General features: G+C 70.7%; 27 protein-coding genes and 3 pseudogenes. 14 read left to right on the top strand and 16 right to left on the bottom strand.

All coding sequences use genetic code 11. The features are described 5' to 3' along the window. Window positions 1–466: 466 nt before the first annotated feature. Together ACIRYZ_RS23260 and ACIRYZ_RS23255 are read left to right on the top strand one after the other, a co-directional pair. Window positions 467–1,354: an oxygenase MpaB family protein gene (locus ACIRYZ_RS23260; protein ID WP_402947034.1), complete on the top strand. Its 888-nt coding sequence runs from the start codon at window positions 467–469 to the stop codon at window positions 1,352–1,354. A gap of 182 nt (window positions 1,355–1,536) precedes the next feature. After that, a complete protein-coding gene (locus ACIRYZ_RS23255; RefSeq protein WP_402947032.1) occupies window positions 1,537–1,839 on the top strand; it encodes a hypothetical protein in 303 nt (100 codons plus the stop codon). 261 nt (window positions 1,840–2,100) lie between these two features. On the opposite strand, the gene ACIRYZ_RS23250 is transcribed toward ACIRYZ_RS23255, so the two are convergent. Further along, window positions 2,101–2,568, bottom strand: a complete 468-nt coding sequence (locus ACIRYZ_RS23250) for a MarR family winged helix-turn-helix transcriptional regulator (protein WP_402947029.1) — start codon at window positions 2,566–2,568, stop codon at window positions 2,101–2,103. 56 nt (window positions 2,569–2,624) lie between these two features. Here ACIRYZ_RS23250 and ACIRYZ_RS23245 point away from each other — a divergent pair, with 56 nt between their 5' ends. Together ACIRYZ_RS23245 and ACIRYZ_RS23240 are read left to right on the top strand one after the other, a co-directional pair. Next, window positions 2,625–3,659 carry an NAD-dependent epimerase/dehydratase family protein gene (locus ACIRYZ_RS23245; RefSeq protein WP_402947026.1) on the top strand — a complete coding sequence of 345 codons (1,035 nt, stop codon included), beginning with the start codon at window positions 2,625–2,627 and terminating at the stop codon, window positions 3,657–3,659. Continuing rightward, window positions 3,656–4,921: a M24 family metallopeptidase gene (locus ACIRYZ_RS23240; RefSeq protein WP_402947023.1), complete on the top strand. Its 1,266-nt coding sequence runs from the start codon at window positions 3,656–3,658 to the stop codon at window positions 4,919–4,921. Before ACIRYZ_RS23245 ends, ACIRYZ_RS23240 begins: the two co-directional genes overlap by 4 nt. Before the next feature lie 83 nt (window positions 4,922–5,004). On the opposite strand, the gene ACIRYZ_RS23235 is transcribed toward ACIRYZ_RS23240, so the two are convergent. The 4 genes from ACIRYZ_RS23235 to ACIRYZ_RS23220 form a co-directional block, all read right to left on the bottom strand. Next, the gene (locus ACIRYZ_RS23235) at window positions 5,005–6,420 is read right to left on the bottom strand and encodes an ATP-binding protein (RefSeq protein WP_402947020.1); all 1,416 of its coding nucleotides are present in this window, start codon (window positions 6,418–6,420) and stop codon (window positions 5,005–5,007) included. Next, the gene (locus ACIRYZ_RS23230) at window positions 6,417–7,097 is read right to left on the bottom strand and encodes a response regulator transcription factor (protein WP_402947017.1); all 681 of its coding nucleotides are present in this window, start codon (window positions 7,095–7,097) and stop codon (window positions 6,417–6,419) included. Before ACIRYZ_RS23230 ends, ACIRYZ_RS23235 begins: the two co-directional genes overlap by 4 nt. After that, entirely contained in the window at window positions 7,098–9,287 is a 2,190-nt protein-coding gene (locus ACIRYZ_RS23225; protein WP_402947014.1) for an MMPL family transporter, read from the bottom strand. Window positions 9,288–9,379: 92 nt separating this feature from the next. Then, window positions 9,380–9,568: a hypothetical protein gene (locus ACIRYZ_RS23220; RefSeq protein WP_402947012.1), complete on the bottom strand. Its 189-nt coding sequence runs from the start codon at window positions 9,566–9,568 to the stop codon at window positions 9,380–9,382. A 13-nt stretch (window positions 9,569–9,581) separates the two neighbouring features. On the opposite strand from ACIRYZ_RS23220, the gene ACIRYZ_RS23215 reads away from it, so the two are divergent. After that, the gene (locus tag ACIRYZ_RS23215; protein WP_402947009.1) at window positions 9,582–9,833 is read left to right on the top strand and encodes a hypothetical protein; all 252 of its coding nucleotides are present in this window, start codon (window positions 9,582–9,584) and stop codon (window positions 9,831–9,833) included. Here the strand turns inward: ACIRYZ_RS23215 and ACIRYZ_RS23210 are convergent. Continuing rightward, complete coding sequence (locus ACIRYZ_RS23210; protein WP_402947006.1) at window positions 9,773–10,180, bottom strand: nuclear transport factor 2 family protein; 408 nt, start codon at window positions 10,178–10,180, stop codon at window positions 9,773–9,775. The two genes, ACIRYZ_RS23215 and ACIRYZ_RS23210, sit on opposite strands and share 61 nt — an antisense overlap. Before the next feature lie 162 nt (window positions 10,181–10,342). Next, window positions 10,343–10,618, bottom strand: coding sequence for a helix-turn-helix domain-containing protein (locus tag ACIRYZ_RS23205; protein ID WP_402947003.1), 276 nt, complete (start codon window positions 10,616–10,618; stop codon window positions 10,343–10,345). A gap of 62 nt (window positions 10,619–10,680) precedes the next feature. Between ACIRYZ_RS23205 and map the strand changes: the two genes are divergently transcribed. Then, window positions 10,681–11,448, top strand: a complete 768-nt coding sequence (gene map / locus ACIRYZ_RS23200) for a type I methionyl aminopeptidase (protein WP_402947000.1) — start codon at window positions 10,681–10,683, stop codon at window positions 11,446–11,448. A gap of 283 nt (window positions 11,449–11,731) precedes the next feature. On the opposite strand, the gene ACIRYZ_RS23195 is transcribed toward map, so the two are convergent. Beyond that, the gene (locus ACIRYZ_RS23195) at window positions 11,732–12,025 is read right to left on the bottom strand and encodes a hypothetical protein (protein WP_402946997.1); all 294 of its coding nucleotides are present in this window, start codon (window positions 12,023–12,025) and stop codon (window positions 11,732–11,734) included. A gap of 368 nt (window positions 12,026–12,393) precedes the next feature. Then, on the bottom strand, window positions 12,394–12,597 hold the full coding sequence (locus tag ACIRYZ_RS23190) for a cold-shock protein (RefSeq protein ID WP_030918248.1): 204 nt from the start codon (window positions 12,595–12,597) through the stop codon (window positions 12,394–12,396). Between the two features lie 498 nt (window positions 12,598–13,095). On the opposite strand from ACIRYZ_RS23190, the gene ACIRYZ_RS23185 reads away from it, so the two are divergent. Next, a complete protein-coding gene (locus ACIRYZ_RS23185; RefSeq protein WP_402947417.1) occupies window positions 13,096–13,323 on the top strand; it encodes a hypothetical protein in 228 nt (75 codons plus the stop codon). Between the two features lie 304 nt (window positions 13,324–13,627). Here ACIRYZ_RS23185 and ACIRYZ_RS23180 read toward each other — a convergent pair whose 3' ends face one another. Together ACIRYZ_RS23180 and ACIRYZ_RS23175 are read right to left on the bottom strand one after the other, a co-directional pair. After that, complete coding sequence (locus ACIRYZ_RS23180) at window positions 13,628–13,933, bottom strand: MerR family transcriptional regulator (protein ID WP_402947414.1); 306 nt, start codon at window positions 13,931–13,933, stop codon at window positions 13,628–13,630. A 541-nt stretch (window positions 13,934–14,474) separates the two neighbouring features. Continuing rightward, window positions 14,475–14,660, bottom strand: a complete 186-nt coding sequence (locus ACIRYZ_RS23175; protein ID WP_402946993.1) for a hypothetical protein — start codon at window positions 14,658–14,660, stop codon at window positions 14,475–14,477. A 177-nt stretch (window positions 14,661–14,837) separates the two neighbouring features. On the opposite strand from ACIRYZ_RS23175, the gene ACIRYZ_RS23170 reads away from it, so the two are divergent. Then, window positions 14,838–15,215: a hypothetical protein gene (locus tag ACIRYZ_RS23170; protein ID WP_402946991.1), complete on the top strand. Its 378-nt coding sequence runs from the start codon at window positions 14,838–14,840 to the stop codon at window positions 15,213–15,215. Window positions 15,216–15,322: 107 nt separating this feature from the next. Here the strand turns inward: ACIRYZ_RS23170 and ACIRYZ_RS23165 are convergent, their stop codons facing one another. Next, window positions 15,323–16,561, bottom strand: a complete 1,239-nt coding sequence (locus ACIRYZ_RS23165) for a PP2C family protein-serine/threonine phosphatase (protein WP_402946988.1) — start codon at window positions 16,559–16,561, stop codon at window positions 15,323–15,325. Between the two features lie 783 nt (window positions 16,562–17,344). Further along, window positions 17,345–17,527 (bottom strand): hypothetical protein, encoded by a 183-nt coding sequence (locus ACIRYZ_RS23160; RefSeq protein ID WP_402946985.1) that lies wholly within the window; start codon window positions 17,525–17,527, stop codon window positions 17,345–17,347. Between the two features lie 674 nt (window positions 17,528–18,201). On the opposite strand from ACIRYZ_RS23160, the gene ACIRYZ_RS23155 reads away from it, so the two are divergent. Then, the gene (locus ACIRYZ_RS23155; protein ID WP_402946982.1) at window positions 18,202–18,873 is read left to right on the top strand and encodes a TetR/AcrR family transcriptional regulator; all 672 of its coding nucleotides are present in this window, start codon (window positions 18,202–18,204) and stop codon (window positions 18,871–18,873) included. Between the two features lie 299 nt (window positions 18,874–19,172). Next, window positions 19,173–20,576 carry an NAD(P)-binding protein gene (locus ACIRYZ_RS23150; RefSeq protein ID WP_402946980.1) on the top strand — a complete coding sequence of 468 codons (1,404 nt, stop codon included), beginning with the start codon at window positions 19,173–19,175 and terminating at the stop codon, window positions 20,574–20,576. A 239-nt stretch (window positions 20,577–20,815) separates the two neighbouring features. Here ACIRYZ_RS23150 and ACIRYZ_RS23145 read toward each other — a convergent pair whose 3' ends face one another. Beyond that, entirely contained in the window at window positions 20,816–21,316 is a 501-nt protein-coding gene (locus tag ACIRYZ_RS23145; protein ID WP_402946978.1) for a VOC family protein, read from the bottom strand. A 433-nt stretch (window positions 21,317–21,749) separates the two neighbouring features. Here ACIRYZ_RS23145 and ACIRYZ_RS23140 point away from each other — a divergent pair. From ACIRYZ_RS23140 to ACIRYZ_RS23130, 3 genes and pseudogenes are all read left to right on the top strand, one after another. Beyond that, a pseudogene (locus ACIRYZ_RS23140) lies at window positions 21,750–22,058 on the top strand (ArsR/SmtB family transcription factor). Further along, window positions 22,055–22,512 (top strand): annotated as a pseudogene (locus tag ACIRYZ_RS23135) (aquaporin); the annotation flags it as partial. The pseudogenes ACIRYZ_RS23140 and ACIRYZ_RS23135, both read left to right, overlap by 4 nt. Before the next feature lie 214 nt (window positions 22,513–22,726). Next, window positions 22,727–23,065 (top strand): Ldh family oxidoreductase, encoded by a 339-nt coding sequence (locus tag ACIRYZ_RS23130; protein ID WP_402946975.1) that lies wholly within the window; start codon window positions 22,727–22,729, stop codon window positions 23,063–23,065. On the opposite strand, the gene ACIRYZ_RS23125 is transcribed toward ACIRYZ_RS23130, so the two are convergent. Then, window positions 23,049–24,002 carry an amidohydrolase family protein gene (locus ACIRYZ_RS23125; protein ID WP_402946972.1) on the bottom strand — a complete coding sequence of 318 codons (954 nt, stop codon included), beginning with the start codon at window positions 24,000–24,002 and terminating at the stop codon, window positions 23,049–23,051. The genes ACIRYZ_RS23130 and ACIRYZ_RS23125 overlap by 17 nt on opposite strands. Before the next feature lie 100 nt (window positions 24,003–24,102). Between ACIRYZ_RS23125 and ACIRYZ_RS23120 the strand changes: the two genes are divergently transcribed. After that, window positions 24,103–24,942, top strand: coding sequence for an IclR family transcriptional regulator (locus ACIRYZ_RS23120; RefSeq protein ID WP_402946969.1), 840 nt, complete (start codon window positions 24,103–24,105; stop codon window positions 24,940–24,942). Window positions 24,943–24,949: 7 nt separating this feature from the next. On the opposite strand, the pseudogene ACIRYZ_RS23115 reads toward ACIRYZ_RS23120, so the two are convergent. Next, a pseudogene (locus ACIRYZ_RS23115) lies at window positions 24,950–25,385 on the bottom strand (flavin reductase family protein). Window positions 25,386–25,409: the final 24 nt, after the last annotated feature.

The following is a 25,409-nucleotide window of genomic DNA, read 5'->3' as shown; positions in this document are numbered from 1 at the left end:
GGCCCGCGCCCGACTTATTTTGGCGCTTATATTCCCCCCGGGGGGGGGGGGTCGGGGGGGGGGCCGCGGGGCGCCTCCCACCCCCCCCCCCCCGGCGGGAGCGAGTCGCCCGTGCGTCAGTGGCCGCAGTCCGCGAGGATCCCGTCGTTGCCGCCTCGGCGACGCCGGTCCCGGTACCGAGCAGGCGCAGGAATCCGTCCACCGGGCCGGTGTAGGCGCCGGCGGCCCGGGTCATGCCGTCGAGGCCGCCCTCCTGCCGGAGGAGAGAATGGTGCTGCCGCCCGACAGCACCGCCTGGCTGCACACCACCTGACAGCGTTACAGAAGGGAATGAACCGATGCCGGCAACCGGCCGGCCGTGCTGCTCCGAGCGCGCGGTACCACTCACGAGGGCCGCTGCCCGTGCGGCCCCGTCCTGCGCCCAAACGCGAACGGGGCCGATCCGTGGACTCCGTAAGGCATCTGCATGAGCAGCAACACCTCCTCCTTCCCCCGCGATCGACAGCGCGCCGATGCGGGCCTCTTCGGCCCGTCCTCGGTGACCTGGCACCTGCACGCCGACCCCGCGATGTGGATCGGCGGGATCAGCGCCCTCCACCTCCAAGCACTGCACCCGATCGCGGCTCTCGGCATAGCCCAGAACTCCTCGTTCGAGGACGATCCCTTCGGCCGCCTGGTGGGCACGGGTTCATTCATCGTGGCGACCACCTGGGGCACCCGGGCACAGGCCGAGCAGGCCGGCGCCCGGGTGCGCGCCGTGCACGAGCGCCTGCGCATCCACGACCCGCACAGCGGTTCGCAGTACCGGCTGGACGCCCCCGACCTACTGCTCTGGGTGCACTGCGCGCTGGTCAGGTCGAACCTGCACGCCGTACGGCAAGGCGGCCTGCGGCTGACGAGCCCGCAGGCCGACCGGTACGTCGACGAGCAGCGTCACGTCGCGGCCCTGGTCGGCCTGGCGGCCGGTGACGCCCCCGGCTCGGTCGGCGAACTGGAGGACTACCTGACCGGCATCCGGCCGGTCCTGACCGCTTCCGCCGAGGCCCTGCTGATCCACCGCTTCGTCAACCAACCGCCTCTGCGCGGACGATGGCGGCCGCTGCGACCACTGTGGACGGCGGCCTCCGAGCTCGGCTACACGCTGCTGCCGACCTGGGCCCGCGAGCTGTACGGACGCCCGGGCCTGCCCGGCCCCGTCGCAGGCGCCACCCTGCGCACCGCCCGTTCGGCGGCCTCGCTGCTTCCCACACGCAAGCGGCTCGACTTCCCCGCCCCTTATCTGAGCCAGGCCGTCGAGCAACTCGGGAGGGCGGCCGTGCCGTCCGCCCGACGACTGCGCGAGCAGTCACCATGACAATCCGTGCACCGGATCCGTTCAACTCGGCCCTTCGCTTTGGTCGGCGCTCTGGAGGTCCAGGGTCCCGTTCCGGACGTGGATCGGGTCAGATGACACGCAGGAGAAGAAGCAGCGCCGCCCCTGCAGAAGCGACGCCGATGACGGCCGTCGCGGCCGGCCTGGAGCGGGCATCAGGAGAGATGACAGCGTTCAACTGCTCGCTCGGCCCGCTGCCGCACGCGGCGATCGAGGCGAACGAGGAGTTGCGCAGTCGCGCGGCGTTGAAGAGCGTCGGCATGGCCGCGGCCATGGTCGATGCGCTGGCGCGACGCGGCGTCGCGGAGGCCACGGCCCAGGTGGCGGCCGAACTCGGCGGGCTCGCCTTCAAGCTCGGCTACGGCCAGTGGGCGGATCCCGCCCACGACGAGGACCCCGGCGAACTGGCGGACTTCACCCGAGCCGCGTTCGACGAACTCCGCGCGGCGGTCGCGGAGCTGCGGTAGCGGCCGATCACCACCGCGGGCCGCCTCCTCGACCGTCGGGACCCCGGCGGGACCGGGCGGGACAGGCTCATCGGCGACCGTGCCCGAGTTCGCCCACCGTGCGGCCCGGGCGGCGGGCCGATCCGACCTGGGCGTGGCGTGAGCAGAGAGGCCCAGGCGTGGTACCCGGTGTTGGCACTTGGATCACAGCGCCGGCCTTATGGAACCTCAGCGCCACTTCGAAGACGGGCGGTTGACCGGCCGAAGAAGTGCAGGCTCCGGCTACGAGCGCTGCGGGTTGCGCATCTTCGTCAGCAGCGCCAGCAGGGTGTCCTGTTCCTGCGCATCAAGGCCGGTGAACAGTCTGGAGGCGTGCAGCCGGGACCGGAGGGCCTCCCACAGTTCGTGGCCCTGTTCGGTGAGGGCCAGGGTGCGCTTGCGGCCGTCGGAGGGGTGGGGCTGGCGGGCGACGAGTCCCATGCTCTGGAGCTTGTCGGCGGCGAGGCTGACCGTGGAGGGGTCGCAGTTCAGGCGAGCCGCCACGTCCCGCATGGTCGGCGGCTCGGTTCCCGGGGCGAGCGCCCACAGCGTGCCGGCGACGGAGGTCGGGACCCCGAACTCGCCGAGTACCTGGGCCACGATCGCGTCCGCGGCGTTCCCCACCTCTACGAGAACACGGACGATCTCGGCCTTCCGCTCGGCGTCCGCGGGGCTGGGCATCGGTGCCTTCGCGTCATGGCTTGCGGTCATGGACCTATGATAGCCTCTCAATATCAATGAGAAACTCAATGATATTGGGGGCTCAAATGGCCGATAGCCACAGCGGTGAGACGGTGCTCGTCACGGGCGGGACCGGCTACCTGGCCGGCTGGGTGATCACGGGCCTGCTCCAGCGCGACTACCGGGTGCGCACCACCGTGCGCAGCCTCGACAAGGCCCAGCAGGTGCGCGACGCCGTAAGTGCGCAAGCGGGCCGGCAGGCAGCCGGGACCATCGAGTTCGCGGCCGCCGACCTCCTGGGCGACGACGGCTGGGACCGGGCGGCCGCCGGCGCCGACTACGTGCTGCACACCGCCTCACCGATGCCCTTCGGTCCGGGCGCGGACCTCATCACCACCGCCCGCGAGGGCACCCGCCGCGTCCTGGGTGCCGCCGCCCGTGCCGGAGTCAGGCGTGCCGTGCTCACCTCGTCCGGCGTCACGGCCGACAGCGGCGATCCGGACACACCCGCGACCGAGACGACCTGGACCGAACCGTCCGGCACCCCGCTCCGCGCGTACCCCGACTCCAAGATCCTCGCCGAGCGCGACGCCTGGGACCTCGCCGCTGCCACCGGGCTCGAACTGACCGCCGTCCTCCCGACCTTCATGCAGGGGCCCACCCTGGGCACAGCGAACAGGCCGGGCACGGTCGAGGTCATCCGCCGTCTGCTCGCCCGGGAGATTCCCGCCGTGCCGAACATCGGCTGGAACGTCGTCGACGTGCGCGACATCGCCGAACTTCACATTCTCGCCATGACGAGCCCGGCCGCCGCAGGCGAGCGCTACCTGGGTTCGGGCACCTTCCTGTGGTACCGGGACATCGCCCGCATCCTGCGCGAGAAGCTCCCGGACGAAGCCGCCAAGGTGCCCGTGCGCACCATGCCCGACCTCGTGGTCAAGTTGCTGGCGCGGCGCAACCCGCAGCTGGAGATGGTGCGGCACGAGCTCGGCCGCACGAGGCTCGTCGACAGCAGCAAGGCACGTACCCAGCTCGGCTGGCAGCCCCGCCCCACCGAACAGACCATCATCGACACCGCCACCGCGCTCATCGCCACATCGCGGGAGGGGCGAGCAGCATGATGTTCCCACCGGTGCAGCGCACGTCCGTTCCCGTCTACTCACTGGCCGAGCGGGACCGGCGCTGGAATTTGGCGCGCGGCTTCATGGATGCAGGGGGTCTCGACGCTCTGGTCGTCTTCGGTGAAGGAGACGCCGGACCGGCGCCCTTCGCCTTCGACAGCTGGTTCACCAATGATCGACCGGGCGTCCTTCTGGTCTTCCCTCGCGACCGGACGCCGACAGCGCTCGTGCCGATCCCGACGTTTCTCTTCGACCATCGAGAAGCAGTGCACAGAGGCGACGAACTGTGGCTCGCCGCGAACGACCTGCGTCTGGGCCGGCAGTCCCATCAGCTCGTCCAGACCCTGAAGGATCTGGGGCTCGGCAGCGGATCCATCGGGATCATGGGCCTTGACCCCTACCTGCCCGCTCATCCCGAAGGGCGAATCCCGTACCCGTTCTGGGACACCGTGCTGACTCGCTTGCCCGGCGCCGACTTCCGCAATGTCGGGCACGCGTTCGCCCGCCTCATGATGCCCCTGAGCGACGAAGAGATCGCCGTAGTGCGTCATGCCGCCCGCATCGGCGATGCCATGGCAGCGGCCATGGTGGCCACGGCCGCACCGGGCATCTCCGAAGCGGACGTGTTCGCCGCGGCCATGGCCACCGCTTACCGGCACGGCGCCCTCGCGCCCCACATGCACTTCTGCTCGGGCCCGGCACCATCGGCATCCGGGCAGCCCACGTGGGGCTACCGGCCGCAAGCACCGCGCATCCTGCGGGAAGGCGACCTCATCGCCACGGAGATCTTCAGCACCTTCGGCGGCCGTCAAACCCAGCACCAGGCCGCCATCGCCATCGGGGAGGTCCACCCGACGATCGAGCACGCCGCCCGGATCGCGAACGAGTGCTACGCCGCAGGTCTGGCGACGCTTCGCGCGGGCGCGACGTTCGGAGACGTCTCCGAGGCCATGCTGGCGCCCGCCGAGGGAGTCGGCGCCTGGTTCCGCGGCCCTCAGATCCACGGGCTGAATCCCTACGGCGCCTTCAGCCGCATCCCCGGGGGACCCATCCAGGCCGCTGGCGGCGACCGGTACCCGATAGCGGCGCCACGGCCTGCGACCTTGGCCGACATGACCCTGGAGCCCGGCATGTCCTTCGCCTTCGAGCCGAGCTGCGGAATCGGCGACCACATGGTCACCATCGGCGGGACGGTTCTCGTCGGCGAGGACGAGCCGGTCGAACTCAGCCCACTCACGGCAAGACTGCTGCGGGCCGTATAGCGCCATCCCAACACCGCACGTTCCGGCAGTCACAGTGCCTGGCCCTCGTACGGTGCTTGTGGGCTTGATCCACCCACCGGAGTTCATGAAACGGCATTGCCCGCGGCGTGCAGCGTCACCGTGACCAGCGCGCCGCCTTCGACCGCCGCGCCGATGGACACCGTCCCCTGGTGCGCGATCGCGATCTCCCTGACGATTGCCAGGCCGAGCCCGGTCGAGCCGCTGACCTGCTCGCGGCTGGCGTCGAGGCGGACGAACCGGTCGAAGACCCGGTCCCGGTCCTCGGCGGGGATACCGGGGCCGTCGTCCGCGATGGTGATCCGGACCAGGCCGCTACCGGTGTGGTCGGCGGCGATTGGGGCGGCGGTGACGCGAACCGTCGTGTGTGCGTGGCGGACGGCGTTGTCGAGCACGTTGCGGAAGAGCCGCGACAGGTCTGCGGTGTCGCCGGTGACGGCCAGGTCCGGCGGCACCTCGACCGAGACGGAAACGGACGCTGATGCGGTGGTCTCCGTCAAGTCGGCCAGCAGCGGTGCCAGCTCGACGCGTCCGCGGCGGGCGGCGGCTTTGCCGGCGTCGGTCTTCGCGAGCAGCAGCAGAGCGCTGATCAGTTCCTCCAGGCGGGTGGCCTGTCTCACCGCGCGCCTGGCAATGTCGGGCCACGGTGCCCGGTCCGGGTGGGCGAGGCCGACTTCCAGGCCGGTGCGGATCGCCGTGAGGGGGCTGCGCAGTTCGTGGCTGGCGTCGGCGGTGAAGCGGCGCTGCCGGGCGGCGGAGTCCTCCAAGCGGGCCAGCATCGCGTTCATGGTCTGCGCGAGGTGGCCGATCTCGTCGTCGGTGCCGGGTTCCGGGACCCGCTGGGTGAGGTCGGCCGCCGAGAGGTCGGTGATGTCGGTGACCACACGGCGGATCTGCTCGACGGGTCGCAGGGCCCGGCCGGCCACCAGCCAGACCGTGGCGCAGGCCAGCAGCAGCAGGGCCGGCAGTCCGATGATCAGCAGCCGCGCGAAGGTCTCGTTCACCTGGTCGCGCAGCTCGGTGGGCGTCAGGGTGATGACGGACACCGCTCGGCCGCCGACAGTGACGTGCTCGCCGTAGACGGTGACCTCGCCGGGGACGACGCCGTCGGCGGCCTTCTGGCGGACCGAGGAGGTGGCACCGGGTGGCAGGTCGTAGACGGCGGGCAGTCCGGCAAGGGTGCGGGTGGCGGCGAGGACGCGGCCGTCGACGGTCAGTACCTGGGCCTCGGCGGCCGGGTCGAGGGCGGAGGCCGGAAGCGGGTTCGGGAAGGTGCCGTCGGCGGAGGCCGACTGCTGGACCTGGGTGGCGTAGGTCCGCACCTGGCTCTGTACCGTGCGTCGTGCCGAGTCGGCCTGGAGCAGATACATGATGACGAGGCCCAAGGTGACGGCGGCGGTCAGCGCCAGGCCCGCCGCGATGGTCACCCGCGAGCGCACCGTCGCGGGTCGCAGCCTCCTGATCCGCTCGGCCGTGGTCATGGCTGCTCCCGGATGACGTAGCCCTGCCCGCGCACCGTCTCGACGATTGACTCGCCACCCGCGTCAGGAGCCTCGATCTTGCGCCGCAGCCGGTGCACCAGCACTTCCACGGCCGCCGGGTCGCCATCGAAGTGGACGTCCCAGCAGTGTTCCAGCAGCTCGGTCTTCGACACGACCCGTCCCGCCGCCCGCAGCAGGTACTCCAGGACCGAGACCTCGCGCGTCGTCAGCTCCAGTGGCCGGCCATGGCGCGTGACGGTGCGTGCGGCGGGGTCCAGCGCCAGGCCGGCCGCGGTGAGCACCGCCGGCCTGGCGCCGAGTGCGCGCCGGGTCAGGGAGCGCAGGTGGGCGAGGAGCACCGGATAGGAGAACGGCTTGGGCAGGTAGTCGTCGGCGCCGCTGTCGAGGCCCTCGGCGTGATCGAGGTCCTCGTCCAGTGCCGTGAGCATCAGGATCGGGGTCCAGATCCCGCGCTCGCGCAGCGTGCGGCACACCTGGTAGCCGTCCATCCCCGGCAGCATCACGTCCAGGACGATCACGTCGTGCGGGCTCTCCGCGGCCTTCCACAAGCCGTCCACACCGTTGCCCGCGACGTCCACGACGTAGCCCTCCGCCGCCAAACCCCAGGCCAGGGCCTCGGCGACGTCCGGCTCGTCCTCGACCACCAGCACTCGCATCTATCCAGCGTCCCTTACGGTCAGCGCGGTGTGCGCGGGTTCGCGCCGCGCCGCGCGAATGCCGGAGCCCACTGCGGACTTCAAGCGCAGGATACGGCGGGCCCGGTCCGGCAGCCACCAGTTCCACTCGCCGAGCAGCGAGACCAGCGCGGGCAGCAGCAGCATCCGCACCACGATCGCATCCAGCACCACTCCGGACGCCAGCCCGGCGGCGATCTCACGGACCGTCACGTCGTTGGCGGTGGACAGCGAGGCGAGCGCGAAGAACAGGATCACGGCGGCCGAGCTCACCAGGCGCCCGGTACGGGAGACACCCTCGATGATGCCTTCACGGGTGGACCCGGTGCGATCAAAGCCCTCGCGGACCCGGGCCAGGATGAAGACCTCGTAGTCCATCGAGACCCCGAACAGGAATCCGAAGATCAGGACCGGCGCAAAGGCGTCGATCGTGCCGTAGCTGCCGGCGCCCCACAGCGCCCGCATGCCGATGCCGTGCTGGAACACCAGGACCAGGATGCCGTAGGTCGCTGCCACCGAGAGCACGTTCAGCAGTACCGCCTTCGCGGGCAGCACCAGCGACCGCATCCCCCGGGCCAGCAGCAGGAACGTCACCAGCGCCACGATCCCGAACAGCAGCGGGAACGAGCCGTACGTGGCGTTCGTGGCGTCGATCCGCTGCGCGCCGTCGCCGCCGGCCAGCGCACCGGGTGCCACCGAGCCGCCCGCCGCGCGGATGTCTGCCAGCGCGGTGCCGCTGTGCGAACTGCCGATCTCGGTCTGCGGGATCGCGACCACCAGCGCCGAGCCGTCGCCGGCCGACCAGCCGGGTCCGGCCGCCACAGCGGCGCCGCGCAGGCTGGACAGCGAGTTCAGCGACGCGACGACGGCCGGGGCGTCGGCGGCGTGCGGGACGTAGACCGGGACGGCGGTCAGCGTGCCGGACGGGAACCCGTCGGCCTCCAGCACGTGCAGACCGTCGGTGTAGCTGCCGGCCGAGGCCATGGCGTGGGTGGTCGGCTGGGCGATGTCGATCGTGGTCGCGGTGCCGGCCAGCGCGCCGAGCAGGCCTAGGCCGACGACTGCCGCGAGCACCCGGTGCTTGATCACGCCGACCGACCAGGCGGTCCAGAACCGGCTGGCCGACGTGCGGCGCGACGCGCGGCGGGGCCAGTCCACCCGCGGCCCGACCTTGGACAGGATCGCAGGCAGCAGGGTCAGCGCGACGAGCGTCGCGGTGGACGGGATGAACAGCCCGGAGATCCCGATCCCGCGCACGACCGAGTTGGGGATCACGATCAGCGCGAACAGCCCGAGCGAGGCGACGACGCCGCTGAACCAGACGCTGTGCCCGGCCCGCTTCATCGCGGCGAGCACCGCCTCGTCGTTGGACCTCCCGGCGCTGCGCTCCTCGCGCCAGCGGGTGACCACCAGCAGCGAGTAGTCGATCGACAGGCCCAGCCCCAGCAGCGCGACGATGTACTGCACCGAGGGGTTGAGCGGCGAGGACGACGGCACGACGTAGGTGAGGCCGTAGATGAGGACCTGCATCGTCAGGACGCTGATGAACGCGGTGAGCAGCGGCAGCAGCGCCAGGAACGAGCCGAACACCCATGCCAGGACCAGCAGCGCGCCGGCGGCCCCGATGAGCAGTTCGGTGAGCACCGAGGAGTTGCCGCCGCCGGTGGTGTTCCCGGCTTCCAGGGCGTGGTAGCTGGTGCCGTTGACGGTCAGGTCCGGTGCGGCCTGGCGTGCTGCGGCGGTCAGTTGGTCGACCTGTTCCGGCCCGATGTCGTCGTTCGGCTTCGGCGGGAAAGCGAGCACGATGGTGCTGGTCCGGTTGGTGCCGACGAGCGCGGCGTCGCCGTTGGCCGCGTAGGAGACGACGTGCAGGTCCGGGGCGGCCTTGGCGAGCGTGGCGTCGATCCGCGCGAGGTCCTGCTTGACCTGCGGTGTGTCGATGGTCTGCCCGGCAGGGGTGTTGAGGATCAGCACGCCGGGGTCGGCGGCCGCGCCGCCGTAGTGCGCGGTGATCTCGGTGTTGGCGGTGAAGGCGGGGCCGTTGACGTGGCTGCCGGGCTGCAGCCGGCCGGACAGCGAGGGCGCGAGCACCACGCCGAGAGCGGTGATGGCGAGCCACAGCAGTCCGACGGCCAGGCGGTGCCGGGTCACCCAAATTCCGAGTCGTTCCATCAGATCCCCCTGAGGATGGGTCCGAGTAGGCGTCTTCCAGGTCATCGGTCACCGTAGGAAGGCGCAGCTTTCAGAACCCTTTCGTGCTGCGGTCACCGGTCCGCCCGGCCCGCGATCCCCACCGGCGCGGGCACCAGCACGGTCCGGACCACGACGGCGTCCAGCAGGGTGCCGGTGCCAAAGTCGTTGGTGGACGGCGCGGCGTGCTGCGCGGTGGCCCATGCGACGATGCCGTCCGGACGCACGATCCGGCACCTGCGCGCAGCCAACTGCTCGATCACCAACGTCGGCTCCGTGAGCGAACTGAGCGGCGGCCACTGCATGCTCGCCTGCTATGCCGCGAAGGGCGCGGCTTTCCGCCTGGAGTCGTTATGCCCGGGGGTGCTGGGGTTCGAGGTCGGGCTCGGGTTCGGCCGCGTCCGCGTCCGCGTCCGCGTCGAGAACGTGGGTGAGCAGCCGGGTGACCTGGCTGAGATCGTCCTTCCCTACCAGACCGGCCCGTTCTTCTTGAAGAAGTCGATCAGCCCTTGCATGTCGGACTGGTAGACGTCCACCTTGCTGATCGTGCGGCCCCTCACCTCGTACCGCTCGAACTGCTGATAGCGGAAGGTCTCACCGCTGGCGCGCGCGGTGAAGACCGCGCTCCAGAGGCCGGCGAGCCGGTCACCGTCCCCGAAAATCTCTCCCTCGACGAACTGCCACGTCGAGAACTGATCCAGCCAGCCGGGAACCTTCTGGAAGAACTCGTCGCGGCTCGTGGTCGTCCCGCCGTACGGCAGTGCCGAGGGCTCGGTGATGACGACATCGTCGGCGAGCGTCGCGGCCAGTGCGGCTGGGTCCTGCGACTTCATCGCTTCGTAAAAGAACTGGATTACCGAGGCACCCATGGTCATCCCTTCGTTGAGTGGTCGGCTCTCGTAGTCCTTCGGGGGTTGACGTGAGAGCCCGAGCCGTGCCGAGAAGTGATCAGTGGCCTGGTGTGCAGCGACGGCCGGTGTTCCCGTGCCATGTCAGGGACATCGGCCTTCCGGGCGAGACGGCAGGTCTCCTGAGATTCACGCCGACATGGCTTGGTCACCGCCATCGGCATCCTCCGCGCAGGCGGCGGCCAGGTCATCCAGCGACAGGTCCAGCGCGTAGGCCAGGGCCGCCACGGTGAAGAAGGCCGGGGTCGGGGCCCGACCGGTCTCGATCTTGCGGAGCGTTTCCGCGGACACCCCGGCCATCGCAGCCACGTCGACCATGCTGCGGTCACCACGGGCCTGGCGGAGCAGGGCCCCGAAGCGCTCCCCGCGTTGCCGCTCCTGCGGACTCAAAGGAACTCGCACCATGCCCGTGATACTAATACCGGTATAAGTATTGGGCAACGTCGCATCGCGGGGAGACACGACACATGGTGGAGATCAAGACCGACACGGCACTGGAGCTGATGCGTGAGGCCGGACGCGTCGTGGCCCACGCACTCGAAGCCGCCCGCGCGGCGGCCGCCGTGGGAGTTCGCCTGCGCGAGCTCGACGAGGCCGCCCGCACCGTCCTGACCGAAGCCGGGGCACGCTCCCCATTCCTGGGCTACCAGCCCTCCTTCGCCCCCGCCCCCTTCCCCGCAGTGATCTGCGCCTCCGTCAATGACGCCGTCGCGCACGGCATCCCCGACGACTACCGGCTGCGCGACGGCGATCTGGTCAGCATCGACTGCGGCGCCGAACTCGACGGCTGGACCGGCGACGCCGCCATCAGCTTCACCGTCGGCACCCCGCGCCCGGCGGACCTGGCCCTCATCGCCGCCACCCAGCAGGCGCTGGACGCCGGCATCGTCGCCGCCACCGTCGGCCACCGCATCGGAGACATCTCCCATGCCATCAGCACGGTCGCCCGCAAGGCCGCCTGCGGCATGCCGACCGACTTCGGCGGCCACGGCATCGGCCGCCGGATGCACGAAGACCCCCACCTCCCCAACCACGGACGCCCCGGCCGCGGCTTCCCCCTTCGCCACGGCCTCACCCTCGCCATCGAACCCATGCTCATGGCCGGAGGACGCAACGACTACCGCACCGACCCCGACGGATGGACCCTGCGCACGATCGACGGCAGCCGAGCCGCCCACATCGAGCACACCATCGCCATCACCGAAGACGGCCCCCGCATCCTCACCCTGCCCTGACCTCGAATCCGCTCACGCCCGATACGACGACGTCGGCCGCTCTCGGGGAAGTACCAACCAGCGACCCCGGGCTCCGAGCCCCTGGCAGGCGGTAACGCGCCCTTGAACGCGGAGCGGACGGCGTGTCGCCGCACGCAGGGTGTTCGACCGTTCCGAACGATGCCCCGAGATTGGCCGTCGCCCGTCCATGCCTGTGGCCCGAGCTGTGCCGCTCACCCTGACCGCCTCCGAACGCCGCGAGGGCTGTTGGTACGTTAGTACGCCAGGTGAATACCCATCAGCGTCACTGCACGACGGGGGCCGCCAGAACCGGAGCGGCACATTTCCGCCAGACGTCGGTACGAACCTGGAGGAGCGTCGGGAGACCAGCGAACGCCACTGAGGTTGACCGGAATTGCAGGTGCGGGAAGAAGCTGCCAGCATCCTCGACGCCAGCCACGCCCTGCTGGGCGGAGCCCTGGCGGGAGCTACGGCCGCCGACCGGGCGGTCGCCGTAGAAGGAGTTGCCGCCGGAGCGGGAGGATGCCGAGGAGCGGGAGTTGGCGTTCTGGTACGAGGAGCGACTGGAGCGGTTCATGTGAAACCTTCCCGGGGCGGCACGTCGCGAGGCGGCTCCGCAGCGCAGGGCGTCGGCAGGAGGCTTCAACGGAACAGGCCGGAAGTATGGGGAGCGGAGCGTGGACGGTGTAACCGTGCGGCACGTCACCTACGGTCGGCGCTCACCGCGCGGAGCGGGAGCGAGGAACCTCAAAGCCGTGCGATGGCACGGCAGGGCGCCGATCCGGACGCGGCGCTGTACGTCTCGCGTGGGGATGGGCGGCGGTGGCGGGGCCACGGGGCCTGAACGGCCCGGGGAAATGCGCGTGGCGCAATGCCGAAGGGCCCGCACCAGGCGCGTGTGCGCGGTGCGGGCCCCTCGCTGCTGGGCGGGTGCCGTGGCAGGAACTACAGCGGACGAATGTTCTCGGCCTGCGGGCCCTTCTGGCCCTGCGTGACGTCGAACTCGACCTTCTGGCCCTCGAGCAGCTCACGGAAGCCGTTGGCGTTGATGTTCGAGTAGTGGGCGAAGACGTCGGGGCCGCCACCCTCCTGCTCGATGAAGCCGAAGCCCTTTTCCGCGTTGAACCACTTCACAGTGCCATTAGCCATAAAGAAATCTCCTTCAAGGGGCTGTCCGAAGCACGCACAGCGCGCGCTTCGAGTCGCCGCGATGAGCACCCGCCCGGGGAAGAGCCGGGAAACAAAAAATGCGCCTGCGAAACATGAGCAGGCGCACACAAAGTTCATGGGAACCACTACTGCAACTAGGACGACAGTAGCAGGCCGCGGCCCACGGCGGTGGGATATTTCCGCCCCAGATCGTCGGGGGCCCATCCCTGGAGCTGCCGGGCCAGAACGGAGGAGACCGCCAACGGGCCTGGAGAGCAGTCTGGTTGACCGGGTGGATCACTCCGCCCGGCCGACCGCCCCGCGGTGCGATGGCCGCAGGTGCGGCGTGTCACCCTCACGGTGGCAGTCGTCAGGGGACGGATCACGCCCACCGGCGCCGCCGAGGGGGGCGAGCCGGACGCGTCATTCAAGATCTCCCCGGGAACCGAAGGTGTCGAGAAGGCCCCGCCTGGCGCTTTCCGGCGCATACTGGAGCTGATGACGAAATTCGCAGCAGTCCCCCGCCACCTGCCTACCAGCCCGTTCAAGGCCCGGGTGGAGGCTCCCCGCAAGCATTTCGCCGTCGGCGACCGGGTCACTCATGACAGGTACGGTCTCGGCCGGGCCATCGGTGTCGAAGGTGACAGCGACATCGCGGTGCTCGTCGACTTCGGGTCACGGCAGGAACGCATCACTCAGCCGTACACCGGGATGTTCAAACTCTGAGCCCGGGCTCCGCCAGTCTCGGCCAGCCGTCGTTCCGTGCAGCTCGCGGGCAGTGCACGCCGCCCGCGGTGGCTGTCTCATCGGTCGGCGTGTGCGTTCACGCGGAACGACCCGGTCGAGCACATTCCGGCATCGCCACCACACGGTCGGCGCAAGGAGGCATTCTGGCGACCGCAAGGTCGAGCCGCAGGGGCGCGTGCCGGCGGGTCAGGCTCCCTCCTTATCGCGTCTCGTGTGGCGGCCATGGTCGGAGGGGGACTGCGGCGCGCGTCGTGGAGGTCGCGGGCCGGCAGTCCGGTTCTCCTCAGGTGTGGTCGCGGCGGAGTTGTTCGTTGATGCGCAGGGCCTCTTCGAGTTGGTCTTCGAGGATGATGATGCGGCAGGCGGCGTCGAGCGGGGTGCCCTGGTCGACGATTTCGCGGGCGCGGGCGGCGATGCGCAGTTGGTAGCGGGAGTAGCGGCGGTGGCCGCCGGCCGATCGCTGGGGGGGGGTGATGAGTTTGGCCTCGTCGAGGCTGCGCAGGAAGCCCGGCGTGGTGCCCAGGATCTCTGCGGCCCGGCCCATGGTGTAGGCGGGGTAGTCGTCGTCGAACTTGGTCTCTGCGCTCATGTGGTCCGCCGTGTCGTGGTCGGTGGCGAGGGTGGCCTGTTCCACCAGCATTTTCTTTCTCGGGAAACGGGTCGAGGGCCCCGGCGCTGTCGTGCGCCGGGGCCCAGGGATATGCGGATTCACTGCACCATCTACTGCACTACTGCTGCCGGCTGATTCGCCGGCCTGCGGTGTCCGCACTGCCCGGGGGAGGGGCAGGATGCGGGGATCGCGTATGCGTGACCGAGGACCACCTCTTCCATGACGTTCCATGACGATGGCTTGTCGGCGACGGGTGAAAACTGACCGCTGATCGGCGGATCAAAGGGGACCCACTTCGCGATCTTCCAATCATCCTGATCTTCATCGAGGGTCAGGAGGAGAGGGTGAGCACGGAGGTGTCGGTGGTCGGGGCGGGCTGCTGCATCTCCACTCTCCTTCGCGCCCCCGGCGGGGGCGGTGCATGTGCCGGGTCTGCGCTCTGCGGCGTCCCGGTCGGGGCGGGAGACTACCGGCTGGGCAGTGGCCCGGACCTGCGGGGGTTCCGCTACGGCGGTGTCGTTCAGCGGGTGGGTGCGAGGGCGGTGAGCGCGGCGGCCAGGATGTCGTGGACGGCGGGCGCGGCCGAGCTGGAGGCGAGCAGGAGGCCGAAGACCGCGGCGACGCAGGCCGTGAGCCCGTTCGCCTGGCGCCGACGCACCAGAGTGGCGAGGGCCACGCCGAAGAACACCACGGCCGACACGTTCACGGCCGCCTCTCTGCGATCCGGCGGGCCGCGGCCGAACCGCGCCCGGTATCTCTCCCAGCCATCTCACATTTTTCCATGCCGTGATCACAGCTAGTGGAATTGCCGCGTCGCGTCCGGCGGCGTCGCGGGTCGGGGTGTCCGTGCGGGTGGCTTGCGGCGGGCACTATCCTCTGGTTCATGTCGAACCCTGATGGGCTGCTCGTCGACATCGCCGCGATGGTGGAGTCCGAGCGAAGCAACCAGATGCCTTTGACCGTGGTCGTCCCGGGGGCGGTCATCACCGGCCGCCTGGCGCCGGAGAGCCTGTGGCACGAGCGGGTGGCCGAAGTCCTCGCCGCCTCCGAGCACTTGAAGCCCTTCGCCGCGCTGTTCTCGGCGCCCACCACCGGCGACGACGTGGCGCTGTCCGTCGCGCGGCCGACGCATCTGCATCTGCATGTCGCCCGCATCCTGCAGGGCAGCTACGGTCTGCCCCACACCGGGGGCATGTACCGGATCGCCATCGCCGACATCAGCAGCTGGACGGTGGGGGACCTCAGCTACTCCGACCAGTGACGCCCCGTCCGGGACGGGTTCGCCGGCGCTGCGGCACCGCAGTCATGATCGATCCCACCGTCGAGGGCCGCACCGCTGGGGCGTGGTTGTCGGAACGGGCCGGAGTGTCATGGTGGGTCGGTGTCGTTGCCGCGCCATTCGATCAGGAAGAGGGTCGCGTCGTCGCTGGTGATCCCGCCCCTCTGCTGCATCAGGGTGCGGGAGAGCGAGCGCACCACCGCCCGAACTCCTTCCTCGGTGTGCTCGATGCGGTTGACCCAGGCGATGAGCTGCTCCTGGCCGAACTGCTCCCCGCCGGGTTCGTGTTCCTCGATCAGGCCGTCGGTGAAGCACAGCACCCGATCGCCCGCCCGGAGGGTCAGCTCGCTGAGCCGGGGCTCGTCCCCGCCGAAGCCGACGGGCAGGGTGGTGGGGCTGTGCAGTTGCCGGACGACCTGGTGGTCGCGGATCAGCAGTGGCGCCGGATGTCCGGCATTGACCCACTGCAGCCGGCCCGTCGCGATGTTCAGGCGCATCATCTGCGCGGTGACGAAGTGCTCGGGCCCGAACTGCTCGGCGATGGCCCGGTCCATGAACGCGTAGATCCCGGACAGGCTGATGCCAGAGCGTCGGGCGTGCCGGTAGGCGCCGATGGCAACGGTCGCCATGGCGGCCGCGGCCAGACCGTGGCCCATCGCGTCGATCACGGCCAAGTGCAGGATGTCGTCGTTGAGGGCGTAGTCGAAGCTGTCGCCGGCGACGTTGTACGCCGGTTCGAGGACTCCGGCCACCGAGACCCGCGGGACGGACATCGCCAGCGGCGGCAGGAGGGACCACTGGATCTCCGCGGCCACGCTCATCTGTTCACGGCGCCGGGCCTGGACGAACTCGTCGGTGTACCTGTGCTTGGCGGCCAGTATCACGGCGACCAAGGTGGCAACTCTGCGCAGCAAAAGCCGGTCGTCGTCGACGACGGTGTCCAGGGTGAGGGCCATCACGCCCACCTGGTCACTGCCGTCCAGCAGGGGCAAGTACACCCGTACGCCATCGGCCCGGGCGATCTCGACCGCGTCGGCCTGCAGGAAGGCCGTGCCGGCGGGGGAGCCGTCGATCGGCTCGGGCTCGCCGACGGTCGCACCGGGCAGCGGCACCAGCAGCAGCTGTTCGTAGTCCTGCAGCAGGATCGACAGGTCACGGCCGCCGGCCCTGGCCACCTCCTGCGCGATCACCGGGGCGATCAGCTGCGGCGGCATCCCGTGAGCGCGGTCCAGCAGCACCCCCAGCAGCCACTCGCCGAACCCCCTCGACCGGTCCGATCCGCCCGGGTCGGGCCGCGGCCCCCCTGCCGTCACAGCCCCGCCGGCCATGGGCGGATCCGCTGAAGGACCCGCTCACGCGATCTGTACACATGGGCTCCTGATCGGACCGTCAATCCTCACAGCATGATGCGGCCAGCCGGCCCGAGGAGCCATTGCGCCATCGGCGGCATGTCACCCGCGGAAGGGCGGCAGCTCTCAATGCCGATGCCAGAACAGTGACTGCCGGGCATGCTGCCCGATCGCCTCCAGAACGCACCCTGGCCGCAAGCAGCCCCGGAGGCAGCGCGTTGACGGTTCCCGCCCGCCCGGGCGGCAGCCGGGACGGAACTGGCGGGCGGCCTCCGGCGCGAAACGCCGCCGGCGGGCTCACACCGCCGCCGGAACGGCCTGGCCGCCGTCGGCGGGCGGCGGGCGGCGGGCGGCGGGCGGCGGGCGGCGGGCGGCGGGCGGCGGGCGGCGGGGTAGAACGGCGTTCGGCCTTCACGGTGACCATCGGCCCAGCGTCGACCTCGATCGCCTCCGGCGGGATTCCGGGCAGCCCCACCCGGCCTTGCTGTCACAGGTCACTCCCCGGTGCAGGTCACAGTGACCGGGCCGGGCGCGGCACAGGGGTGCGACACGGCCTACGGCCCAACCGGTCCAACGACGAAACCCCCAAACACCCCAAAATCCAAACCCGCCAGCCGCAGGTCGCACCCGGGCGGCTCCCTGGGGAGGCCCCCGCGCGGCCGATAGGCTGCGCGGGTGAGCATGTCCACGGCCATTGAGCAGGTCGTCCACGACGCGGAACACCAACTCGCGGACGGGACTGGGAGTCTCGTCGCCAGTGACTCAGCCCTGGCCCGGGAAACCGCCACCGTCCTGGACGACGCCATCGGCCCCGCCGAAAGTCACCAGACGCTGCCAACGATCAAGCGACTCGCCGCACTGCGCGAGGCCATCGCCGCCCTCGCCATAACCATCGCCCGCACCCACGGCCATCTCGCCTGGTTCCTCACCCAGTGCACCAGTCATCTCGATCCGATCCTCCACTGGCGCGCCCTGGACGCCCCCGCGGGCCGCACCTTCGGGGCCACCGTCCCACCAGCGACGAACTCACCGACGCAGAAACGGCGGTCCGCCTCCTTGCCGCCATGCTCAACCGCACCAACCGGCCCGCCGCCGCCAACAGCGACCGGCTCACCTGACCACCTTGCCCCCACCGGCCGATCGGCCGCTGACGCTTATCGATCGGCCGGTCCCTTCGCCGGCCAAGGGAGATCCGCAGGTCACAGCCACTTTTCATGAGCTCGTGGTCGCACGGTGATCGCCTCACGGAGGCAGACTGGGAGAAGGACGACTCGCGCGCGATCCTTCGAGGCGATCACCATGCGCCGACATCCCTCCGGCGACCGGAACCGGGGACGCGTCTACCGGCGCTGCGGCTGCCGTGACGACCACCGACGCCAGCTCGGCACCCGCCGCCCCCGTCTCGCCGCCGACCCCCGACACGGCAGCTGGGACGAAGGTCGCCGCGCCGCGCCCGGACAAGGATGGCCCGAGAGCTGTAGGTCGTAGCGCACTCGGCGTACAGCAGACGCGCTGTACGGGCCTGGTTCTTGCGGCCGGAGCGCCTGTCGCGCCGCCGTCCTGGAGAGAGAAGCGATGTATCTGGAGTTGGCAACTCCAGATACTGCTACTGTGGGCTCATGGACGGAACGGATTCATCCGCGCCCCGTGGCACACGGCGCCTGAGACGCGATGCCGAGGCCAATCGGCAGCGCACGCTCCAGGCCGCTCGGGAGGTGTTCGCCGAGCGGGGGCTGGGGGTGAACCTTGACGACATCGCTCGCCACGCCGGTGTCGGAGTAGCGACTTCCTACCGGCTTTTCGGCAACAAGCAGGCGCTGATCAACGAGCTGTTCGAAGAGCGTGTCGATGCCCTGGTGGCGTTCGCCGAGCAGGCTCTGACGGTTGACGATCCGTGGGAGGGGTTCGTCGGCCTGCTGACCATGGCGTTGGAAGAGATGGCAGCCGATCGCGGACTGCGGGAAGTGGTGTTCTCCGAGGTCGGGGGCCGCCCCCTGGTGGCGCAGGCTCGCCGCAAGTTCGTGCCCGCGGCCGATGCGGTCATGCGTCGCGCCCAGGACGCCGGCGCGCTGCGTCCGGACTTGGCGACGACCGATCTGCCTCTGATCTTCTACATGGTGAGCTGCGTGATTCAGCACGCCCAGCCGGTCTCGAGCGCGGCGTGGAGGCGCTACCTGACGATCGTCCTGGACGGTCTGCGCGTGCGCCCGGGGCTGACGGGCATGCCGGCGGTCGCCCTCACGACCGCCGAGGAAGAGCAGGTCGCCGGCTTGAACCCTTCCAGCGCCTGAGCGTTTTCGTAGACCCCGAGGTGCTCCTCGCGGGCCCTGATGTCTCGGCCTCCGCAGGGGCCGGGATCTGCGCGCGGTCGTGATCGCGGCGGTGTGAGCCACCGCGTGCCGTCAAGGCCCCCCGCTGCCATGCCTTTCGGCAGGCTTGCGCGTCCTGCCTGGTTGCCCAGGCTCGCCGCCACGAAAGGTCCTCACGCGCCGTGGCTCTGCCGCGGTGTTCCGCCGGTAGCCGCCGGCCGCGCTCCGAGCACGGCCGGCTACCAAGCGTCAAAGAACGATCACGGAAAGGAAGATGTTCGTTGAAGCCGACAGCTCTCGAGGTCGACTACCTGATCGTCGGGGCCGGGGCCATGGGCATGGCCTTCGCCGACACCCTCATCGCCGAAACCGATGCGACGGTCGCCATCGTCGACCGCTATGACCAGCCCGGCGGTCACTGGACGGTCGCCTACCCCTTCGTCCGCCTGCATCAGCCGTCCGCCTTCTACGGCGTCAACTCCCGTGCGCTGGGCAGCGGCACGGTGGACCAGGACGGCTGGAACGCCGGCATGCACGAGCTGGCCTCGGCCGGCGAGATCCTGGCCTACTTCGACCAGGTGATGCGCAGGACACTCCTGCCGACCGGCCGGGTCTCCTATTTCCCCAAGTCGTTCTACGACGGCCCGGATCCACAGCGGCCCGACGTCCAGCGCTTCCACTCCATCGTCAGCGGGGCCAGCTACGAGGTGACCGTCAAACGACGGACCGTGGACGCCACCTACATGAACGTCACGGTGCCAGCCATGGTGCCGCCCAAGTACGAGGTCGCTCCCGGCGTCCGCCTGATCACCCCCAACCAGCTGCCCGCCCTGCAGGACCAGCCCTCCCACTACACCGTCGTCGGAGCGGGAAAGACCGGCATCGACGCCTGCCTGTGGCTGCTCAGCCGCGGCACCGATCCGTCCGACATCACCTGGATCATGCCCCGCGATTCCTGGCTGCTCGACCGCGCCAACTTGCAGCCCGGGAATTCCGACGGCGAAACGGAAGCGGCCCGCCGCGAGGCCGTGGCCAGCGCTCACACAGCCCAAGAGCTGTTCACCGGCCTGGAGGACAGCGGCCTGCTGCTGCGGCTGTCGCCCGACATCGAGCCGACCGCATACCGCTGCGCGACGGTCGCCCGCGCCGAACTCGAGCAGCTGCGCCGCATCAAGGACGTCGTCCGCCACGGCAGGGTCAAGCGCATCGACGAGAACGCGATCGAACTCGACCAGGCCACCGTTCCCGCGCAGGCCGGAACCCTCTACATCGACTGCACCGCCGACGGCTTGGAGCGACGGCCGACGGTGCCGGTGTTCGGCCAAGCACGCATCACGCTCCAGGCGGTGGTTCCCTGCCAGCAGGTGTTCAGCGCCGCACTGACCGCCCATATCGAGGCGAGTTACGCCGACGACGACACCAGGAACGCGCTGTGCGCACCCTCGCAGCACCCCGACTCGGCCCTGGACTGGATACAGTTCTTCGGCGACGTCCAGGAGCGGATCGTGCGATGGGCCGCCGACCCCGCACTCCTCGAATGGCTCAGCACCTGCAGGCTCCTGAGCCGGCGGATCCCCAAGCTCTCACCCGAGCAGCGGACCGCACTCCTCCCCTTGTTCGAAGCCCAGAAGCTGAAGCTGGAGGAGCTTCTCTCCCAGGCAAACGCGGTCGCGACGGTGCACTGACCACCTCCACGCCCCACGGGCCGATCACGCTACCGACTCCAAGCATGGGAGGCGTGGCATGAGCGGACCGGCCGCCCGCCCCGGCCGCTGAGCGGGTGCCACATCGAGGCGGCCGGTCCGCGCTGCACCAGGTCCTCGATCCGGGCGGCGCCGGCCGGGACGGCGGCCGGCAACTCGGCGGTGGCCGGGTTCTCATCGACGGCCAGCCGCAGGTCCGCCTGCCGTTTCCGGGGTGGGTCTCAGGTGGCGGAGCCGGCGGCGGCGCCAGTGGCCAGGTCGGTGCCCCAGCGGGCGATGGCGGCGTCCAGGTCCAGGGGGCCCATCTTCGGCATTTCGCCGGGTGCCGGCCAGCCTTCGCGCGGCACGCGCCACATGACCTCGAACTCGTTGCCGTCGGGGTCCTTGGCGTAGAAGGACATGGAGTGGTGGTGGTCGGTGGCGCCGACCAGCGCGCCGCGCTCGTTGAGTGCCCGTCCGATCTCGGCCAGCTCGCCGAGCGTGCCGACCTCCCAGGCCAGGTGGTACAGGCCGACCCGGCCCGGCTGCGGGCCGGGTGCGTCGGCGCCGATCGCGAACAGGCCGAGGTCGTGGTCGTTCAGCGTCTCCTGCGCGCTGAGGAAGGCGGCTTGACCGGGGAACTCGGTGTCGACCTTGAAGCCCAGCACCTCGGTGTAGAACGCGGTCGAGGTCGCGAGGTCGCGGATGTAGAGCACCGCGTGATTGAGGCGGCGTACCGGCATGGGGTCTCTCCTGTAAAGTTTAAACTTGAACTGAATCGCTTCGACGATACTTCCTGGTTTGAATTTGAACAACTGGGTGAGTGTGGATGTGGCGCGGGGACGGGCGGCATGGGTGGCTGCCCAGGACGTGTAAGGCCGCCGAGTGGCCCCGAGGGCTCCGAGCGGGAACTGTCACCGGGGCCCCGCCGGAGCCACCGAGTGCCCGACCGCGTGCAGGCCGAGGGATGGAGGGCCTTGCGCCGCTGCGGCTTCCCGTGGCTTCCGGTGCCCACGGGCCAGGAGCGGAGGCAAGTGCCGGCGCGGCAGGGTCCTGCATCGACGGCTGTTGATATAGTCGCCTTGGCGCTGGATTGGATAACTGTCAACACAGAGGCACGTCGAATCTGGAACTGCCGGTGCTCGACCGGACAACCCGGCCGCGTGCTGCTCGCCGATGGTTCCGCGAGCCGCTCGGCGAAGAAGACACCGTCGGCCTGGCGAAGATGCAAGGCCCTGTCGGATCCGGTGCGGCTGCGGCTGCTGTCGCTGATCGCCCTTCCATGAGGGCGGCGAGGCCTGCGTCTGCGACCTGACCGACCCGTTCGAGGTGTCCCAGCCGGCCATCTCCCACCACCTCAAGGTGCTGCGCGAGGCCGGCCTGGTCGGCTCCGAGCGGCGCGGGACCTGGGTCTACTGCTGGGTGCTGCCCGCGGCTCTGGCCCGCCTCTCCTCGCTCCTTGAGGCTCCGGCGGGCCCGAGATGACCGAGCTCGCCCCGCTGGGCCACCGGGCAGCCGTCGAGTTCGTCGGGACCGGCGCGCTGGTCGCGATCGTGTTCGGCTCCGGCATCCAGGCCACCAAGCTGTCCTCGGACGTGTCGACGTGCAGTTGCTGGCCAACTCCCTCACGACCGTGTTCGGCTTCGGCGTGCTGATCGCCCTGCTCGGCCCGCTCTCCGGGGCTCACTTCAACCCTGCGGTCACCCTGGCCGCCTGGTGGAGTGGCCGCCGCGGCGGGGAGGGGCCCGGCCTGCGGGAGGTTGCGGCCTATGTACCCACGCAGATTGCCGGGGCGATCGGCGGCGCGGTGCTGGCGGATGCGATGTTCGCCGAGCCGCTGGTGCGCTGGTCGACCCATGCCCGGTGGGCGCCGCATCTGTGGCTTGGCGAGGTCGTGGCGACCTGCAGCCTGGTCCTGCTGATCTTCGGCCTGGCCCGGGCCCCGGGTTGTTGCCGAATACGGTGAAGACGCATCGTCACGGCCGCCACCAAGCACCAGCGACGCCACCCGATCGAGCACCGACCCCTCAGTCATCGCGGCGTGATGATGCGGGGCTGGTTGCTACTCCGTGGGCGGGGCCCGGCCGTGTCGACACGACCGCGATCACAGTGTGTGCCAAGCCTCGCGCGACCATGCGGAGCAACCTGATTACATGGTGCGGCTGTTCAAGGCCGCGGGGATGAACCGCTCCGGAGCCAGGACGCTCGCCGCAGCCCTGGCCGAGGCCGACCTGCGGGGTGTCCCCGGCCACGGCAGTCGCCTCGCTCCCACCCTGACGGCAAAGCTCCGCGACGGCCGGCTCAACCCCCGCCCCGTCGCCACCACGGTGCGCAGCGGGCCCCGGCCGAGCACGTCGGCGTCCCGGTGGAGCGATCCGTCGCGGGTGTCGATCACGGTGGCGGAGCGCAGGAGCAGGGCGGCGGCGGGGCTGGCAGGCGTGGCGTCCTTCTTCCGGGGTTCGGCTGCGGAGTGGTTCAGCTTCCGGCGGTGAGCAGGCGCCGGGCGTTTCGTGTGGTGAGATCGCGCCAGGTGTCGCCCTCGCGCGGCGGGGCGGCTGAGTCGACGGAGGCGACCTGCGCGAGGACCCCCGCGGGCGGGGTCCAGCAGGAGTCGCTCCCGTACAGCAGGCGCTCCGTGCCGAACGCGGCGTCGAGCGCCGCGATCTGACGGGGGAAGGGCGTCCCGGCCATGTCGTACCAGAGGCGTCCCAGCTGTTCGACGACGGTGGCCGCGTCCCCGGCGCCGCCGAGCATCGGGCGGAACAGCTCCATACGGTCGGCGAGCAGGGGCAGCGCGCCGCCGCCGTGGGTCAGGATCCAGCGGATGCGCGGGTACCGCGCGAGGACGCCACGGAAGAGCAGGTCGCTCGCGGTGCGGGCGGTGTCGAAGAGGAACTCCAGCACGGGCCGCGGGCGCCCCAGAGCGACGGCGTCGGCACTCGGCGGCGAGGTGGGGTGGACGAAGACGAGGGTCCCGCGTCGGTCGAGCTCCTGCCACAGCGGCTCGAAGCGGGGATCGCCCAGGTAGTGGCCGTGGTGGTTGGTCTCCACCGCGATGCCGTCCGCTCCGAGGACGTCGAGAGCGTGGCCGGCCTCGGTGAGCGCGCCCTCGACGTCCGGCAGCGGCAGGGAGGCGAAGTGGCCGAAGCGCTCCGGGTGGGCGGCGCGGACCGAGGCCGCGAAGGCGTTGACCTCGCGTGCCAGCGTGCGGGCGGCGTGGTCGTCCCCGAAGTGCACACCGGGGGAAGAGACCGACAGGTAGGACTTCTCGATCCCGCAGCGGTCCATCAGGTCGAGTTGCTGATCGACGCTCCATTCGGGCCAGCCCGGCATCCCGTCGGGATGCTCGATGCCGGCGGAGCGGGCCGCCGCGATGTAGCCGTCGGTCACGAAGTGCGCGTGGACGTCCACGAGTCCGGTCGGGGTCATTGGGTCTCCTCGGTGGTGGCTGTTCCGTACGGTGGTGGCCCGTACGCGGTACAGCTGCCACGGTAGGAAGGGTGACCGTACAGTGGCATGGGTGATTCCGATGAATGAAACACAGAATGCGGCTGACTCAGGTCAGGCACGCCGGGGCGGTCGGCCCGCCGAGGGCCAGCCGGTCATTGACCGTGCCTTCGCGCTGCTCGGCGCATTCGACAGCGACCACCGCGCGCTCGCCCTCTCCGAGCTCGCCGGGCGCAGCGGCATCCCGCGCAGCAGCGCGCTGCGCCTGGCCCGCTCGCTGGTCGGGGTGGGAGCGCTGGAGCGCCTGGAGGACGGGCGCTACGTGGTGGGGCTGCGGCTGCTGGAGACCGCTTCGCTGGCGCCGCGCGGGCACGGCCTGCGGTCCGTTGCGATGCCGTTCATGGAGGACCTGTTCCACGTCACCCGGCAGCACGTGCTGCTCGCCGTGCGGGACGAGGACGAGGCGGTGCTGGTGGAGCGCCTGTCGGCGCTGGACGCGAGCCCCGTGCGCTACCGCGTGGGCGGCCGCCTGCCGCTGGCCTCGACGGGCGTCGGTCTGGTGCTGCTGGCCTTCGCGCCGCCCGAGGTCCAGGCCCGTGCGATCGACGCCTACCGGCCCGAGCCGGGCAACGACGACGTCCCCACCGCGGCCGAGTTGCGCCGGGTCCTCGCGCAGGTGCGCCGGGCCGATTTCGTCTTCTTGCGGCAGCGGCACCCTTGGCCGGTCGGCACCGTGGCCGCGTCGGTGCGCGACGGCGGCGAGGTGGTGGCGGCGCTGTCCGTCGTGGCGCCCAGCAGCGGCTTCGCCGAGGCGGGCTACGGCCCGGCGGTCCGGGCGGCGGCCCGTGCGGTCTCGCGTCGGCTCACGGAGGGCGGGCCCGCTCCGAGCGCGCAGGACAGGCCGGGTCCGGTCCCTTCCTGACAGGGTGTCAGCCATCCCGCCAGTCGAAGGAGACGGTGGGCGCGTGTCCGGTGTGGGCCCGGTCCAGCCGGACGAGCCGGCCGCGATGGAACACCAGTGGCCGGCGCCTCCCGTCGTCGGCGGCGTCGAGTGACCGCACCCGGCCCAGCACGGCCGTGTGGTCCCCGGCCGGGAAGCTGCCCGCGACCTCGCACTCGATCCACGCGACCGCCCCATCCAGCCGCGGTGCCCGGCCCTCGCGCGACTCCCCAGTTGCCGGTGGCGAAGCGCTTGGCGGGCGGCCCGGCGAAGGCCGCGCACACCTGCTGCTGGTCCTCGGCCAGGACGTTCACGCAGAACCGTCCCGCGTCCACGATCGCGGCGACGCTGGCCGACCGCCCGCCGCCGTAGAAGACCACCAGCGGCGGGTCGAGGGAGACGGAGGCGAAGCTGCCGACCGTCACGCCCACCCGGCCCTGCGGTGTCGT

Origin of the sequence: Kitasatospora sp. NPDC101155 (genome assembly GCF_044768305.1) — a bacterium.
Classification (GTDB): domain Bacteria; phylum Actinomycetota; class Actinomycetes; order Streptomycetales; family Streptomycetaceae; genus Kitasatospora.
The sequence above is the reverse complement of the archived record's forward strand: the minus strand, read 5'-3'. Positions and strand labels throughout refer to the sequence as shown.

Bases quoted from the DNA above. Each gene is read 5' to 3' on its own strand.
- ACIRYZ_RS23155 (WP_402946982.1), top strand. From the start codon at position 18,202: ATGGACGGAACGGATTCATCCGCGCCCCGTGGCACACGGCGCCTGAGA.
- ACIRYZ_RS23195 (WP_402946997.1), bottom strand. From the start codon at position 12,025: ATGAACCGCTCCAGTCGCTCCTCGTACCAGAACGCCAACTCCCGCTCC.
- ACIRYZ_RS23165 (WP_402946988.1), bottom strand. From the start codon at position 16,561: ATGGCCGGCGGGGCTGTGACGGCAGGGGGGCCGCGGCCCGACCCGGGC.
- ACIRYZ_RS23120 (WP_402946969.1), top strand. From the start codon at position 24,103: ATGAATGAAACACAGAATGCGGCTGACTCAGGTCAGGCACGCCGGGGC.
- ACIRYZ_RS23255 (WP_402947032.1), top strand. From the start codon at position 1,537: ATGACAGCGTTCAACTGCTCGCTCGGCCCGCTGCCGCACGCGGCGATC.
- ACIRYZ_RS23225 (WP_402947014.1), bottom strand. From the start codon at position 9,287: ATGGAACGACTCGGAATTTGGGTGACCCGGCACCGCCTGGCCGTCGGA.
- ACIRYZ_RS23145 (WP_402946978.1), bottom strand. From the start codon at position 21,316: ATGCCGGTACGCCGCCTCAATCACGCGGTGCTCTACATCCGCGACCTC.
- ACIRYZ_RS23130 (WP_402946975.1), top strand. From the start codon at position 22,727: ATGGTGCGGCTGTTCAAGGCCGCGGGGATGAACCGCTCCGGAGCCAGG.
- ACIRYZ_RS23235 (WP_402947020.1), bottom strand. From the start codon at position 6,420: ATGACCACGGCCGAGCGGATCAGGAGGCTGCGACCCGCGACGGTGCGC.
- ACIRYZ_RS23245 (WP_402947026.1), top strand. From the start codon at position 2,625: ATGGCCGATAGCCACAGCGGTGAGACGGTGCTCGTCACGGGCGGGACC.
- ACIRYZ_RS23240 (WP_402947023.1), top strand. From the start codon at position 3,656: ATGATGTTCCCACCGGTGCAGCGCACGTCCGTTCCCGTCTACTCACTG.
- ACIRYZ_RS23250 (WP_402947029.1), bottom strand. From the start codon at position 2,568: ATGACCGCAAGCCATGACGCGAAGGCACCGATGCCCAGCCCCGCGGAC.
- ACIRYZ_RS23230 (WP_402947017.1), bottom strand. From the start codon at position 7,097: ATGCGAGTGCTGGTGGTCGAGGACGAGCCGGACGTCGCCGAGGCCCTG.
- ACIRYZ_RS23210 (WP_402947006.1), bottom strand. From the start codon at position 10,180: ATGACCATGGGTGCCTCGGTAATCCAGTTCTTTTACGAAGCGATGAAG.
- ACIRYZ_RS23160 (WP_402946985.1), bottom strand. From the start codon at position 17,527: ATGACTGGTGCACTGGGTGAGGAACCAGGCGAGATGGCCGTGGGTGCG.
- ACIRYZ_RS23205 (WP_402947003.1), bottom strand. From the start codon at position 10,618: ATGGTGCGAGTTCCTTTGAGTCCGCAGGAGCGGCAACGCGGGGAGCGC.
- ACIRYZ_RS23185 (WP_402947417.1), top strand. From the start codon at position 13,096: ATGACGAAATTCGCAGCAGTCCCCCGCCACCTGCCTACCAGCCCGTTC.
- ACIRYZ_RS23170 (WP_402946991.1), top strand. From the start codon at position 14,838: ATGTCGAACCCTGATGGGCTGCTCGTCGACATCGCCGCGATGGTGGAG.
- ACIRYZ_RS23125 (WP_402946972.1), bottom strand. From the start codon at position 24,002: ATGACCCCGACCGGACTCGTGGACGTCCACGCGCACTTCGTGACCGAC.
- ACIRYZ_RS23180 (WP_402947414.1), bottom strand. From the start codon at position 13,933: ATGAGCGCAGAGACCAAGTTCGACGACGACTACCCCGCCTACACCATG.
- ACIRYZ_RS23260 (WP_402947034.1), top strand. From the start codon at position 467: ATGAGCAGCAACACCTCCTCCTTCCCCCGCGATCGACAGCGCGCCGAT.
- map (WP_402947000.1), top strand. From the start codon at position 10,681: ATGGTGGAGATCAAGACCGACACGGCACTGGAGCTGATGCGTGAGGCC.
- ACIRYZ_RS23190 (WP_030918248.1), bottom strand. From the start codon at position 12,597: ATGGCTAATGGCACTGTGAAGTGGTTCAACGCGGAAAAGGGCTTCGGC.